The sequence below is a fragment of the Marinobacter sp. M3C genome, from assembly GCF_023311895.1.
In the GTDB taxonomy this organism is placed as follows: Bacteria; Pseudomonadota; Gammaproteobacteria; order Pseudomonadales; family Oleiphilaceae; genus Marinobacter.
Genome location: NZ_CP092284.1, coordinates 949,508 through 963,776, shown reverse-complemented (window position 1 = coordinate 963,776; position 14,269 = coordinate 949,508). Strand labels below are relative to the sequence as shown.

Genomic DNA, 14,269 nt, shown 5'->3' with positions numbered 1-14,269 from the left:
AAGGGTTACCGGGTCGACTTGAGCCAGGGGCCCTTAACCACGCGGCTGGTTTCGGCCGCAGCCAGGCCAGCTCGCTGCGGCAACGGCAGTTCGCAGTGCTGGCCCGGCCAGCTGCCGCGGCGTTTGAGTATTTGCACGTGCAGGCATTGATTAGCGTCTGGCTGCAACTCAAGGCGCAGAGCCGCCGGTGAATTTTGCGCCGCATGGCAGCGTTCGCGAAACAATACGCACACGTTACTGCCAGCTTCAGCGGCCAGCTGTAAGCGCCGTACATCCCGCAACGCCAGCTTGCCGGGCCAGGCCATAACCAGCCCGGTGACCGGTGAGCGCAGGCAGTTTTCCAGGGTCCATAAAAAATCGCCGCTGTCCTGGGTGTGAATGACCACTACCTGGTCAAGGTCAACACCTTCACGCACCAGCGCCGGGGCATAAGGAATGTGCGGTGGGTTCAGCCAGAATACGGTTTTTCCGCTATGGGTCAGGCGTTGCATCAATGGCAGCAGCAAATGCAGCTCGCCAATACCGGGTGTGTCCAGCAGGCATTCACTGAGTGCTCCCCGCGGCCAGCCCAGCCCGCCCAGCTGGTTATCCAGCGCTTGGTAACCAGTAGATTCAGCCGGTTGACTGGTGTGAACAGGCTGATGGCCCTGCCAGACACGGGCGCTTTGCTTTAAGGCGGATAGAAGTTCATTCATGGATAAATCTCGAAGTACTGTTTAAATATACAGTATTCCGAACAGGGCTAGATTTCAACCGCCAGGATTAACAATTTGAATGACAGGGTCACCGTTTACAGTGGTAGTCTTGGCATAAAATGAAAACTGGGAAAGCCATTTTATGGCAGTGATTGCAGGTGTCGACCTTGCCTGGCAGGGCAATCGCAACCCCACGGCTATTGCGGTAGGGTACGTTGCCGACGGCGCTATAGCAGTGACCGGCGTGTTTGAAAACCTTCACGGTTTTGACGCCGTTGCCAGTGCCCTGGATTCTATCGACGGTCTTCACGGTGTGGCGGTAGACGGCCCACTCATCATTCGTAACCCGAGCGGACAACGGCCCTGTGAACGCGGCATCGGGGTGGCTTATGCTGCGCGAAAGGCATCCTGCCACGCCTGCAATCTGACTCTGTTCCCCGCGTCTAACGGCGTGTTGCTGGGTGATCATTTGCACACAGCCGGCTTTGGCCATCTGGCTGCGCCCGGGCAAAAGTGGCAGCTGGAGTGTTATCCCCATCCCGCGCTGATCGAAATATTTCAGCTTCCTGAGCGTCTGTTTTATAAAAAAGGCCAGGTAACGGATAAGCGCCAGGGCCAGGCCCGGCTTGCCAGTTTGCTGCTCAGCCTGGCGCAGTCCCAAAGAATGGCGTTGACCATAGGCTCGTTATTTTTACCCTATCTGGATGCGCAACGTATTCAATCTTTGCGTGGCGCAGCTCTGAAGCATAACGAAGACGTACTGGATGCGATTGTTTGCCTGTATATTGCGGCTTTGTACCAGGCTGGGAACAGTGAACGAGTGTTCGGCTGCACGGAACAGGGCTATATCTACGTGCCCCAGGGCGCGTGCTGAATAAGGAGGCTTTATGACCGAACTGACCGAAACCATGATCGAATGCCCCTACTGCGGTGAGTCTATCGAGGTGCTGATCAACCCTGAAGATGCGCAGCAATCATATATTGAAGACTGTCAGGTGTGCTGCAAGCCGATCACCTTCGTTGTGACAGAGGCAAATAACGGTGACTTGTCGGTGGCCGTGTACAGTGAAAACGACACTTATTGAATGCGATGGAAGTAACAGATAGACGGCCTCTAGCCCTTGACCAGCATTCCCTCACGCCAGCGATCCCAAGGGGGAAGGGGGCCTAGTGATTCGAACAGATAGTTGAGGAAAACGCGAACCTTGTGTGAGCGAAGGCGTCGTTCGGTGGTCAGCACGTGGATGTCGCGGCGCCCCGGGTTAACCTCACAGCGCCAGAAATCGAGCAGAGCGACCAGCGCGCCGGATTTGAGTTCGCCGGCAATCAGCCAGGTCGGGAACATCACCAGTCCCTGACCCAGTAGAGCGGCCTGAACCAGGCTGACGGCGTCGTCGCTGTAGAGATTGCCGGTAACATCGAAAGGCGTGGCGCTGGCCTGATTCGGAGCCTGAAAGAACCAGCGTTGTCGGCCCATTTCGCCCTGATAAAGTAGGCAGTTATGGTCGATGAGTGACTCTGGCGATTCGGGCTCGCCATGCGCCTGAAGATAACTCGGCGCAGCGGCGATTACGTAGTTCATCGGCGCCAGACGGCGTGCCACCAGCGACGAATCTGAGAGCTCACCCACGCGGAAGGTGACATCATGCCCTTCACGAACCGGGTCAACCACTCGGTCGTTAAGCTGCAGTTCAGCCTTGAGCGAGGGGTACCGACACTGAAAACGGTGCAACAGTGGCACGACCTGCCGCTGACCGAAAGCCACAGGTGCGTTGATGCGCAGTGTGCCGCTGAGCTCAGCGTCTGAATGCACCAGTGCGTCCGTGGCGAAGTCGAGCCGCTCCAGAATATCGCGCACTTCTTCGTAGTAGCGCAAACCCGCTTCTGTGAGCGTCACTGCACGGGTATGCCGGTAGAACAGTGGCTGGCCCACGGCCTCCTCCAGTCCCCGAATTTGCCGGGAAATAGAGGACACAGCGCGATGGAAATGACGGGCGGTCGTCGTAAAACTCCCAGTGGCAGCGACCCGTTCAAAGACGCGTAGGGCATTGAGATCCATCTGGTTGAAACCCCTTGAGTTGCGTTGTGCGCAATAAAGATTTGCGTTGTTTTCGATTGTAGCAATGAACGACCGCTAACAGAATGGAAGCATTGGTAACCCGATTCGGGGAGCCAGACACTGTTCACGAAAGGAGAGAGCGCATGCGTAAAGGTACAGCACTGGTCGCAGGAGCCACCGGGATTACCGGTGGAAATTTGGCGTCTTATCTGGTGGCCAGCGGTTGGACAGTCTACGGGCTTTCACGACACGCCACCGAACAGAGCGGTGTAATACCAGTTGCCGCAGACCTGCTCGACGAGACCGCTACCCGGGAGGCGCTGGCTGGTCTGCCGATCACTCATGTCTTCTATTGCACCTGGGTCGGTCGCGACAACGAAAAAGCCAATATCGAGGCTAACAGCGCCATGATGCGCAATCTCTTCGCGGGGCTTGGTGATACTGATGTTCAGCACGCCTCGCTGGTCACGGGAACAAAGCAGTACCTCGGTTCGTTCGAAGCCTATGGCAGTGGTCGCACCGAAACGCCGTTCCGCGAATCCGAGCCACGTGTCCCCGGCGACAACTTTTATTACGCGCTGGAAGATGTACTGTTCGAAACCGCCGAGTGTCAGGGCTTCTCCTGGAACGTGCACCGGCCACATACGGTGATCGGCTACGCCCGCGGTAACGCCATGAACATGGGCACCACGCTTGCTGTCTATGCCTCAATCTGTAAGGCGACCGGCAAGCCGTTCGTATTCCCAGGCTCGCAGATTCAATGGAACGCGCTGACCGACATGACGGATGCGCTGGTTCTGGCGCGCCAGATGGAGTGGGCCGCAACGACGCCAGGGGCTGTAAATCAGGCATTTAACACGGTCAACGGTGACGTTTTCCGCTGGCGCCGGATGTGGCGCGAGATCGGAGAATACTTTGGTCTTGAAGTAGCAGACTGTCCCGAGACACCACAGCCACTGGAAACCCAGATGGCCGGGATCGACGCGACTTGGCGCGAAATTGCCAAGAAGCATGATCTGGTCGAACCGGACGTCGCCAGGCTCGTCTCGTGGTGGCACACCGATGCGGACCTGGGTCGCGACCAGGAGTGTGTCAACGACATCACCAAATCACGCGACTTCGGTTTCGATCACTTCCGCGAGACCCGAGGGGCGTTCTCAGACCTGTTTGATCGTCTGCGCGCCGAGAAGATCATTCCCTGATGGCAGAGGGTGCCAGGCCGGCATTACCGCATTGGCCGGCAGGTGGCAGCCACTCATCTGGATCTTTGGCACCCTTGCTCCGGTTTGGCCCGAGTTCGACATACTAGTGGTCAACAAATAGCTCTCAACTGCCCATCAGTCACGCTAGGTAAAGGCGTTCACGCCCGCGGTCCAAGGCTGCCTGAATTCACTTTAGGAACAAAGACTATGCCGAGTGGTAGCCACCATGCACTGCTACTGAGCAGTCGTGCTGCGTCGCATTGACAGTACTCATGTCATGGATCTCTCGACATAGTTCTGCGCTCGGCATGAACCGCCAAGGCCAGCCAGTTGAAGCCTTCAGCTTATATCCATCACCTGCTCACGCATATTGCCGAGGCGAACACGGTGGAGAGTCTGGAAGCGCTGTGGTCCGTTTTAGTGCCGCCGATGTACGTAGGATTTCAGCTTAATGAGGCCGATTATGTGGCGTATCGGCGCGCTGGGCGGGCCGCCGCCGAGGGCGTGCGGGCTTGAGGTGGGCGAGCGGGTCATCGTGGAAGGTCTGCAAAAGGTGCGCTCCGGCATCACGGTCACGCCCGTCGATAAACGCATCGATCCAAAAGCAGTCGTGCTTAAAGGTGAAGGTGAGGACGCCCAATGATCAGCGGCGTCTTTATCCAGCGACCGAAATTCGCCTTCGTTATTTTCATTCTGATAACCCTCGCAGGCTTGCTCGCCCTCCGAGGCCTGCCGGTAAATATGTATCCCGATATGGCACCGCCCCACTATGCAGCAGGGAGCTCCCAAACCTGCTGACACCATTCTGGGACGCCAGATTGGCAAGTATTGAGCCTTGAGACACAAAGTGTTCGAGGCGAGCCCTATGTGTCAGCGAAGTCGTCGACTTACATTTCAGAGGGCATCCATGCTTCATTCTCATCGACTGGTAATGTCAGCGTTAATAAAAGTGTCAGTGAGGATTGACGATTGGGTGGGTACTCGCCGATAGTTGGTTTTGCAAACCATTCACGCTAACTGGAACCTGTTGATGATAGACAATGATACATTGACCGCACTGAAAACCGCTTTTACCTTTATGCCGCAGCCGGTGGAAGTAAACCGTTACGATTACGGTGACGATGCCGAGCGGGTGCTGGCGCAGGTGAACTTTGTGCGTGAAGTGCTGGCCCATCACGGTATAGACCCGGAAGAAGTGGCGGGTGACATCAATCCTGAATCGTCGCCGAATTCCTGCTATTAGGTTGGCGGGGGCTTAATTGGCGTAAACCTAGTAGCTGGCCCTTTGCCACTGCCAATACCCTGATATAAGCGCTGTGTCGAATTAGTTGCGGATGTACTGGCAAATGGCTATTGGTTTTCGCATCCGATAGTTGTCCAATACACTCTTTGCTGGCAATACACACAGATTCCGCAATAACCGGGTGATAAAAACACGCATGTTTCATGAGCTGAGTTTAGGCGGAATGCTGTTCAGCCCTTTGGTAGTGCTGGGGCCATTGGCGTTTTTGATGACCATGGCCACTCGTTGGGTGCTGCACCGGCTGAACTGGAGGCGTTATATCTGGAAAGATGCCTGGTTCGATGTCGGCATTTTTGTGTGTTATCTGGCGCTGACTATTTACTGGGTGGGAGACTGAAGCGGGCTTATGGGAAAATTATTGCGTGTTGGGGTTACCCTGCTGGTGGTTTTTGCGGCCATATTGGCCGGCAACTGGATATGGAATCACTATTTGCATTCGCCCTGGACCCGCGATGGCCGTATTCGCGCGGATGTCATTACCGTAGCGCCCGACGTATCCGGCTGGGTAACCCGCCTTGAAGTGAGCAACAACCAGCCGGTTAACAAGGGTGACTTGCTGTTTGTGATTGATGAATCTCGCTATCAGGCAAAAATTGCCGAAGCCGGCGCTTACCTGGCGCAAAAGCGCAGCGCCTGGGAATTGGCCCAACATCAGTATCAGCGCCGCGAAGGCTTGAGCGGCCGCCAGACTATTAGCGACGAGAATCTGGAAACTTACCGCATTCAAACTGAGTCTGCCAGAGCCAGTTACGAGTTGGCTCAGGCTCAGCTGGCAACGGCCCGTATTGACCTGCAGCGTACCCGGGTAACGGCGCCTGAAACCGGTACCGTTAGTAACCTCAGTCTGAGCAAAGGCAACTACGTGAACCAGGGCCAGCCGGTGGTGTCGCTGGTGCAGAAAGGCTCGTTCTACGTGACCGGTTACTTTGAAGAAACCAAGCTTCAGAAAATCCACGTCGGCCAGAATGCCCGGGTAACATTGATGAGCGGCGGTGAAATGCAGGGTAAAGTCACCAGTATTGCCCAAGGCATTGCCGATACCAGCGCGGGTAGCAACAGCCAATTGTTGCCACAAGTACAGCAGGCGGTGAACTGGGTACGCCTGGCCCAGCGCATCCCGGTAGATATTACTCTGAACTCACTGCCGCCAGGCCTCAATCTTAGCGCTGGTATGACGGTTTCAATTTATCTCGACACCGATCAGTAATATGCAGCTACACCCCTGGCTGGCACAGTTGCTGATGCCCGACAAGCACGCGGTGATTTTCGCCATCAAAGGCCTTGTCGCCATGGCCATGGCGCTGTTCACCTCCATGTATTTGGGGTTGGAGCGGCCGTACTGGGCCTTGGTCGCCGCTATCTTTTTACAGATTCGCCCAGAAAGCGGGATGGTAATTGAAAAAGCTTTGTGCCTGATTATGGGGTCACTGCTGGGGGGCGCTGTCGGCGTCCTCATATTGGCGCTGTTGATACCTTACCCGCTGTTGGCACTGGCCAGTCTGGCGCTTTGGGTGAGCCTGAACTCCGCGGCCGCGGCCATGGTTCACAGCAAAAACTTTATCTATGCCTTTGCCATGGCCGGCATGACAGCTGCTTTGGTGGTGATTTTGGTGATGGCCAACGCTGAAGCCGCTGGCAGCCAGGCGGTGTTTAATATTGCTCAGGCTCGTATCAGTGAAATAACCGTGGGCGCGGTGTGTGCCATGTTGGTCAGCAAGCTGCTGTGGCCAATGATGGTGAAAGATCAGATGCGCGACGACGCCCGCACGGTGATTAACAGAACCCTGGAAAATCTGACCTTTGAGTTGGACCCGCAAAGCTCCCACGATCAGCGCCATCACAGCGCTGAGCAAATCCTGGAAACCTTGGTTGCGCTGGCAGACGACTCCAGCGCCGTGGTGTATGAAAGCCTAGAGGGCCCGGGGCGCAGCCGGGCTGCTAACTTGCTCAGCAACAAGGTGTTATCGCTGGTAGCGCTCACTCAGATTCTCGGCCGTTTCCATCGTAATCACGATGACCTGTTGTCGCCAGCGTTTCGCCAGATGCTGGATGCTATGCGCATCCATTTTCGTCTGGTTGTTGCGACCGATAACTATGAGGAAGCTTACCGCCTGGCGCAGGCATTGCGACGGCAGCTGCTGGAGCAGCGGTCTGCGTTTATAGACGAGTCTGCGATCGTTACTCGCCTGGCAGGCACGGCCTTAGAGCTGGCGTCAGATCTGGCCGTGGTGTTGCGGGCCTACAACGCTCTGGAAAATCCCGACAACACGCTGTTGAAGGCCCCCAAACTGTCCACTCATCGGGACCCTCTGTTTGGCGCCATCAACGGTTTCCGTACTGGCATGGTGTTTCTTTTTGGTGCCACCGTCTGGGTAGCCACTGCCAGCCCATCGGCTATTTTAATGATGATTATACCGGTGGTTTTTTCGGTCACTTTTGCGCGCTTTTCTTTGGCCTTTTTGAAGGTGTTTCTCCGTCGCCTGCTATTGGGTGTGGTGGTCTCGATACCGGTGGCGCTGGTGTTCGGGCTAGCATTGTTATCACAAAGCAGCGGGGACTTTGAAATTCTGATACTGGTATTGGCCGGGCCTTATTATATTGGTCTAGTGGCGCTGGCCAGCCGCGAAACTTTGCCTTACGGCCTGGGTTTTTGCATTCCCTTTGCGTTGATTATCCAGCCTGGCAACAATATGACATTTAACGCCGCAGATGCCGCCAACAATGCACTCGGCTTGTTGGTCGGTATTGGTGCGCTCTATTGGATATTTCAGTTGATTGCGCCGCCCGATAGCCAATTGATGAAACGACGACTGTTGCACGCAACGGCACGAGATCTGGTGGATATAAACAACCATCCGACGCCGGAACGCTGGTACAACGCCCGCATGGGCGAACGCCTGTTACGGCTGGCCAATTACGATCAGGAAAATAAACGCAGCGAGCGCTTTATGACCGACCTGGGTTTTACCGGCCTTAACCTAGGGCACACATCCATACGCCTGCGCAAACTGGTTCATAAACGGCGTGGACCGTTGGTAGATGCCGAGTTGCGTAATTGGCAGCAGGTGTTGGCAGACACCTACTTAATGAGTTCTCGGGGCGAATTCAACCCTGAGTTCCGCGAAGCCAGTGATCGTTTGTTGCAGGCTGTACATTCGGTGGACTTGCCAGATCAACAAACGATTGTTATCGAGGGTATGTTCGAGCGCATTGCACTCACATTCGAGCGCACGGCGCGCACTGTGGCGAGCCTGTCAAAATCCTGAAAGAAATGTGCGTCAGCCATGGCAGTATTGTGGGTGTTTTTGCTCATGGCATAATCGGTTTTTTGATTTTCTCCAAAGCTTAAAAACCTTGCGCCGATGACGTACTGCGCCTGGGGTCTGCGCCACCGTAAAGCGTACCATCTTCGCCAATCATGATGCTCTGAATAGCGCCCATGGCCGAGTCTGTGACCACCGTGTGGCCTTTGCTTTCCAACAGTTTTACTGTGTCTGCGCTAATACCTTGCTCGATGCGAATCTGATCTGGCAGCCATTGATGATGAATGCGCGGCACACTGACAGCACTTTGAATGTTCATACCGTGGTCAATCACGTTCATGATTACCTGCAGAGTCGTGGTTATGATGCGCGAACCGCCTGGGCTACCGGTCACCAAAAAGTTGCGGCCGTCTTTGCGCACCACGGTGGGCGACATGGAACTGAGCATGCGTTTGCCGGGTTCGATCTTATTGGCTGCGCCGCCGATCAAACCGTAAGCGTTGGGCACGCCCGGTTTGGCACTGAAATCGTCCATTTCGTTATTCAGTAAAAAACCGGCGCCGGCCACAGTAATGCCCGAGCCATAGCTGAAATTGATGGTGTAAGTGTTTGATACCGCATTGCCCCAGCGATCTACCACTGAAAAGTGAGTGGTTTCCGGGCTTTCATAGGCCGCCGGCTGCCCCGGTTTTATCTCGCTGGCTGGGCGGGTTTTGTCCGCCCTAATCGTGCCGCGCAATTCTTCTGCATAGCCTTTGCTGATTAATCCCGCCACAGGCACATCCACAAAGTCGGTATCGCCGAGGTATTGCGTGCGGTCTGCGTAGGCCAGTTTCATGGCTTCGGACATATGATGTATGGCGCTGGCGGAATTGTGGCCGAATTCTGCGATGGGGAACCCTTCCAGAATATTCAGAATCTGCACGATGTGAACGCCGCCGGAGGAGGGCGGCGACATGGAATAAATGTCGTATCCGCGATAAGTACCTTGCACCGGTGTACGGATGGCGGGCTTATAGCCGGCCAGATCGGCTTCCGTAATCAGGCCGTCGTTGCGGGCCATTTCTGCCGCGATCAGGCGAGCGGTCTCGCCTTTATAAAAGCCGTCAGTGCCCTGATCGGCAATGCGCTGCAAGGTGGCGGCGAGTTCCGGCTGGCGAAAGCGCTCGCCGGGCTGCCAGGCTGAACCGTCTTCTTTATAGAAGGTTTCCAGGGTAGCCGGCCAGCGGGTCATGCGATCGCGGGCCTGCTCCAGCCCTTCGCTGAAGCGCCGCGGCACCACAAAGCCGTCACTGGCCAGCTTTATGGCCGGTGCCAAAGCTTGCTTCAGGCTAATGCTGCCGTGGCGCTCCAGGGCTAGAGCCAGTCCGGCCACCGTGCCGGGCACGCCCGCAGCTTTGTGGGTAAAGCGGCTGCGGTTTTGGTCCACTTTGCCGTCTTCATCCAGGAACAGATCTTCGGTGGCTGCTGCCGGCGCGGTTTCACGGTAGTCAATGGCTTCCGGCGCGGCGCCGTCACCCGGCGCTATCAGCATAAAACCACCACCGCCAATATTGCCGGAACGGGGTTGGGTAACGGCCAGGGCAAAGCCGGCTGTGACCGCGGCATCCACCGCATTACCGCCGTCTTTTAATACCTGCAGCGCGACTTCGGTGGCCAGGGTGTGGCTGGTAGATACCATGCCTTGGGTAGCGGTTACCGGGTTAAAGCGTTCGCCCTCCAGAATGGCATTGGCGTGGGCGCCGTAACTGACCGCCAGACTAATGCTGATAATTGTTAACCTGGCGCTAATAAAAAAGGCACCCAGCACGGTGGCTTTTAATCGCCCTGAGCGGGTGTTTGAGCCTGTTTTTGAATTGGGTGCCTGTAGGTGGCTGTGCATGCGTTAGCTCCTCGTTTCCAATGTCCATATAAGCTATCATAGTCCGTCATTTTCATTGGTGCGTAACGCCGTCAGCTTGATTTCAGGTTACGGCTCTCCCCCGACGTATCCGCTTCCCCGCGTTTGAGTTAAGGAAAGGCTTTCATGGAGCATACCTACCGTCTTGTGATTTCCTGCCCGGATGGGGTGGGAATTGTCGCTAAGGTGAGTAATTTTTTATCCACCTACAATGGCTGGATAACCGAAGCAAGCCACCACTCCGATACCCACAGTGGCTGGTTTTTTATGCGTCACGAAATCAAGGCCAACTCGATTCCCTTTGGTCTGGAGCAGTTTCGCGCAGCGTTTGAACCCATCGCCCGCGAGTTCAATATGAACTGGCGCATCACCGATTCGGCGCAGCCGAAAAAAGTGGTGTTGATGTGCAGCAAAGAATCCCACTGCGTGGCTGATCTGCTGCACCGCTGGCAAAGCAAAGAACTGAACGTCGAAATTGTGGCGGTGGTGTCCAATCACGATGATCTTCGCCGCATGGTGGAATGGCACGACATCCCTTACCACCACGTGCCGGTTAGTAAAGACAATCGCGAAGAAGCCTTTGCCCACATTGAAGACCTGTTCGAGCAGTACCAGGTCGACGTAGTGGTGCTGGCGCGCTACATGCAGGTTCTTCCGCCGGAACTGTGCGCCAAATACGCGGGTCAGGTGATCAATATTCACCACAGCTTTTTGCCTTCATTCGCTGGCGCTCGCCCTTATCACCAGGCCTACAGCCGTGGCGTGAAGCTTATCGGGGCTACTTGTCACTACGTGACTCAGGACCTGGACGAAGGCCCGATCATCGAGCAGTCGGTGATTCGCATCACCCACCGCGATACCACCGACGACATGGTGCGCCTGGGCAAAGATGTGGAAAAAAGTGTGTTGGCTCGCGGTCTGCGTTCGCATATTGAAGACCGCGTGATCACCCACGAAAACAAGACCGTGGTGTTTGATTAACAGTCGCCCTCAAGGCCCCGGGAAGGGTGCCTGTGTGGTATACTGCGCGGCTTGTCAAAGAACTCATTAACGGGGCCTGAATTAGGCCCTGATACGATTTTCAGTTAACGCAAAGGAACCTTTCTCGATGGGTGAGTTAGCCAAAGAGATCCTGCCGGTAAATATTGAAGACGAGTTGAAGCAGTCCTACCTTGATTACGCCATGAGCGTGATTGTGGGCCGGGCACTTCCGGATGTGCGCGACGGCCTTAAGCCGGTACATCGTCGCGTACTGTTCGCCATGTCGGTGTTGAACAACGACTGGAACAAAGCCTATAAAAAGTCTGCCCGTGTGGTGGGTGACGTTATCGGTAAATACCATCCGCACGGTGACTCTGCGGTTTACGACACCATCGTACGTATGGCCCAGCCGTTTTCGCTGCGCTATCCGCTGGTAGACGGCCAGGGTAACTTTGGCTCCATCGACGGCGACAACGCCGCGGCCATGCGTTACACCGAAATTCGCATGAAGAAAATCGCCCATTCTTTGCTGGCCGATCTGGACAAAGAAACGGTCGATTTTGTGCCTAACTACGACGGCACTGAGCAGATTCCGGTGGTTATGCCAACCCGCGTGCCCAATCTGCTGATCAACGGCTCCTCCGGTATTGCCGTGGGTATGGCCACCAATATTCCGCCTCACAACCTCACTGAGGTGGTGAAAGGCTGTTTGGCGCTGATTGATGATCCAGACTTAAGCATTGATCAACTGATGGAATTCATCCCCGGTCCGGATTTCCCCACCGAGGGCATCATCAACGGTCGTGCGGGCATTGTTGAGGCGTATCGCACCGGCCGTGGCCGCGTGTACATTCGCGCCCGCCACGAAGTAGAGCACGACGCCAAGACCAAGCGCGACGCGGTTATCATCACCGAACTGCCGTATCAGCTGAACAAATCGCGGTTGATCGAGAAAATCGCCGAGCTGGTGAAAGAGAAACGCCTGGAAGGCATCACCGGGCTGCGTGACGAGTCCAACAAGGAAGGCATTCGCGTTGTTATCGAATTGCGCCGTGGTGAAAACCCGGACGTGATCATTAACAACCTGTTCAAACAGACCCAGCTTGAAACCGTGTTCGGTATCAACATGGTGGCACTGATTGACGGCGAACCGCGCATCCTCAATCTGAAGGAAATGCTGGACGCTTTCATACGTCACCGTCGCGAAGTGGTTACTCGTCGGACAATTTTTGAATTACGCAAAGCCCGCGAGCGTGGTCATATTCTTGAAGGTCTGGCTGTTGCGCTGGCCAACATTGACGAGATCATCGCGCTGATCAAAGCCTCGCCTTCGGCCTCAGAAGCCAAGGAAAAGCTGATTGCCCAGGGTTGGGGATCCGAAGACGTGATGGCCATGCTGGAGCGCGCTGGCGAAGATGCCTGCCGTCCGGACGATTTGCCGGAAATTTACGGCTTGCGCAATGGCAAATATCACCTGTCTCCGGAACAGGCCCAGGCAATTCTGGACCTGCGTCTGCATCGCCTGACCGGTCTGGAAACCGAAAAGCTGCAAAACGAATACCGCGAAATTCTGGAGCGTATTGCCGACTTGTTGGACATTCTGGGTAACCCGGAGCGCCTGATGCAGGTCATTCGCGACGAACTGCAAGCTATTGTGGAAGAGTTTGGCGACGAGCGTCGCACTGAAATTACCAGCTCCCGCCGCGATTTAACCGTGGCCGATCTGATTGATGAAGAAGAGCTGGTAGTCACCATTTCCCACAGCGGCTATGCCAAGACGCAAGCGGTGGAAGATTATCAGGCTCAGCGCCGTGGCGGTCGTGGAAAAGCGGCGACCTCTATGAAAGACGAAGATTTCGTAGAAAAACTGCTGGTGGCTAACTCTCACGACACTATTTTGTGTTTCTCCAACCGTGGCAAAGTCTACTGGTTGCGGGTATTTGAAATTCCGCGCGCCAGCCGTGCTTCACGCGGCCGCCCGATGGTGAACATTCTGCCGTTGGACGAGGGTGAACGTATCACCACCTTCCTGCCGGTTCGGGACTACCCGGAAGATCAGTTTGTATTGATGGCAACATCAGCCGGCGTGGTCAAAAAAACCCCACTGCCGAACTTTTCCCGCCCACGCAGCAGCGGCCTGATTGCGCTGTCGCTGGACGAAGGTGACACCCTGATTGGCGCGGCGATCACCGACGGCAGCGCCGAAATCATGTTGTTCTCCACCGCCGGCAAAGCGGTGCGCTTTAAAGAAGAAGCTGTGCGCCCGATGAGCCGCACCGCACGGGGTGTACGCGGTATCCGTATGGCCGGAGGCCATCACGTGGTGTCGTTGATCATTCCACAGGATAACGCCGTATTACTGATGGCGAGCGAACACGGCTACGGTAAACGCACCAACCTGGACGAGTTCCCCACGTACGGTCGCGGCAGCCAGGGCGTCATCGCCATGCAGTGCTCTGACCGCAACGGCAACCTGGTGACCGCATTGCAACTGTTCGACGGCGACGAAATGATGCTGATCTCGGACAAGGGCACGCTGGTTCGTACCCGCACCGATGAAGTGTCTGTGCTCAGTCGCAACACCCAGGGTGTGCGCCTGATCAAACTCAGCCAGGAAGACGAACGCCTGGTGGGTGTAGAGCGTATTGCGGAAACCGACGCCGAAGAAATCACCGATGAAGATGTCATCGGCGAAAACACCGAGGTTGAAGGTGTTACCGATGGCGTTAGTGATGTGCAGACAGGCGATGAAACGCTTGGCGGCAACAGCACCGATGCAGACGATAATGGCGACGCGGATGCCGGCGACGAATAAGTCGCCGCAATCGGCACACTGAATCAGCAAGACGCGAGAGACCAGAGCAAC

Annotated in this window: 14 protein-coding genes; 11 read left to right on the top strand and 3 right to left on the bottom strand. The window is 55.7% G+C overall.

What is annotated here, in order from left to right; translation table 11 throughout:
- Window positions 1-5 precede the first annotated feature (5 nt).
- On the bottom strand, window positions 6-695 hold the full coding sequence (gene imuA / locus MIH18_RS04350; RefSeq protein WP_249014032.1) for a translesion DNA synthesis-associated protein ImuA: 690 nt from the start codon (window positions 693-695) through the stop codon (window positions 6-8).
- A gap of 142 nt (window positions 696-837) precedes the next feature.
- On the opposite strand from imuA, the gene MIH18_RS04345 reads away from it, so the two are divergent.
- Together MIH18_RS04345 and MIH18_RS04340 are read left to right on the top strand one after the other, a co-directional pair.
- Window positions 838-1,569 carry a DUF429 domain-containing protein gene (locus MIH18_RS04345; RefSeq protein WP_249014031.1) on the top strand — a complete coding sequence of 244 codons (732 nt, stop codon included), beginning with the start codon at window positions 838-840 and terminating at the stop codon, window positions 1,567-1,569.
- Between the two features lie 13 nt (window positions 1,570-1,582).
- The gene (locus MIH18_RS04340; protein WP_249008440.1) at window positions 1,583-1,780 is read left to right on the top strand and encodes a CPXCG motif-containing cysteine-rich protein; all 198 of its coding nucleotides are present in this window, start codon (window positions 1,583-1,585) and stop codon (window positions 1,778-1,780) included.
- Window positions 1,781-1,809: 29 nt separating this feature from the next.
- On the opposite strand, the gene MIH18_RS04335 is transcribed toward MIH18_RS04340, so the two are convergent.
- A complete protein-coding gene (locus MIH18_RS04335; RefSeq protein WP_249014030.1) occupies window positions 1,810-2,754 on the bottom strand; it encodes a LysR family transcriptional regulator in 945 nt (314 codons plus the stop codon).
- A gap of 143 nt (window positions 2,755-2,897) precedes the next feature.
- Between MIH18_RS04335 and MIH18_RS04330 the strand changes: the two genes are divergently transcribed.
- From MIH18_RS04330 to MIH18_RS04300, 7 genes are all read left to right on the top strand, one after another.
- A complete protein-coding gene (locus MIH18_RS04330; RefSeq protein ID WP_249014029.1) occupies window positions 2,898-3,956 on the top strand; it encodes an SDR family oxidoreductase in 1,059 nt (352 codons plus the stop codon).
- A gap of 463 nt (window positions 3,957-4,419) precedes the next feature.
- Window positions 4,420-4,599 carry a hypothetical protein gene (locus MIH18_RS04325; protein ID WP_249008443.1) on the top strand — a complete coding sequence of 60 codons (180 nt, stop codon included), beginning with the start codon at window positions 4,420-4,422 and terminating at the stop codon, window positions 4,597-4,599.
- Window positions 4,596-4,754, top strand: coding sequence for an efflux RND transporter permease subunit (locus tag MIH18_RS04320; RefSeq protein ID WP_283164106.1), 159 nt, complete (start codon window positions 4,596-4,598; stop codon window positions 4,752-4,754). Before MIH18_RS04325 ends, MIH18_RS04320 begins: the two co-directional genes overlap by 4 nt.
- A gap of 232 nt (window positions 4,755-4,986) precedes the next feature.
- Window positions 4,987-5,199: a penicillin-binding protein gene (locus MIH18_RS04315; protein ID WP_249008444.1), complete on the top strand. Its 213-nt coding sequence runs from the start codon at window positions 4,987-4,989 to the stop codon at window positions 5,197-5,199.
- A gap of 196 nt (window positions 5,200-5,395) precedes the next feature.
- Window positions 5,396-5,596, top strand: a complete 201-nt coding sequence (locus tag MIH18_RS04310; RefSeq protein WP_018403546.1) for a DUF1656 domain-containing protein — start codon at window positions 5,396-5,398, stop codon at window positions 5,594-5,596.
- A 9-nt stretch (window positions 5,597-5,605) separates the two neighbouring features.
- Window positions 5,606-6,466: an HlyD family secretion protein gene (locus MIH18_RS04305; protein ID WP_249008445.1), complete on the top strand. Its 861-nt coding sequence runs from the start codon at window positions 5,606-5,608 to the stop codon at window positions 6,464-6,466.
- A 1-nt stretch (window position 6,467) separates the two neighbouring features.
- On the top strand, window positions 6,468-8,525 hold the full coding sequence (locus MIH18_RS04300; RefSeq protein WP_249014028.1) for an FUSC family protein: 2,058 nt from the start codon (window positions 6,468-6,470) through the stop codon (window positions 8,523-8,525).
- Between the two features lie 79 nt (window positions 8,526-8,604).
- Here MIH18_RS04300 and ggt read toward each other — a convergent pair whose 3' ends face one another.
- Window positions 8,605-10,404, bottom strand: a complete 1,800-nt coding sequence (gene ggt, locus MIH18_RS04295) for a gamma-glutamyltransferase (RefSeq protein ID WP_249014027.1) — start codon at window positions 10,402-10,404, stop codon at window positions 8,605-8,607.
- 144 nt (window positions 10,405-10,548) lie between these two features.
- On the opposite strand from ggt, the gene purU reads away from it, so the two are divergent.
- A complete protein-coding gene (gene purU, locus MIH18_RS04290) occupies window positions 10,549-11,403 on the top strand; it encodes a formyltetrahydrofolate deformylase (protein ID WP_249014026.1) in 855 nt (284 codons plus the stop codon).
- A 127-nt stretch (window positions 11,404-11,530) separates the two neighbouring features.
- Window positions 11,531-14,218, top strand: coding sequence for a DNA gyrase subunit A (gene gyrA / locus MIH18_RS04285; RefSeq protein ID WP_249014025.1), 2,688 nt, complete (start codon window positions 11,531-11,533; stop codon window positions 14,216-14,218).
- Window positions 14,219-14,269 lie beyond the last annotated feature (51 nt).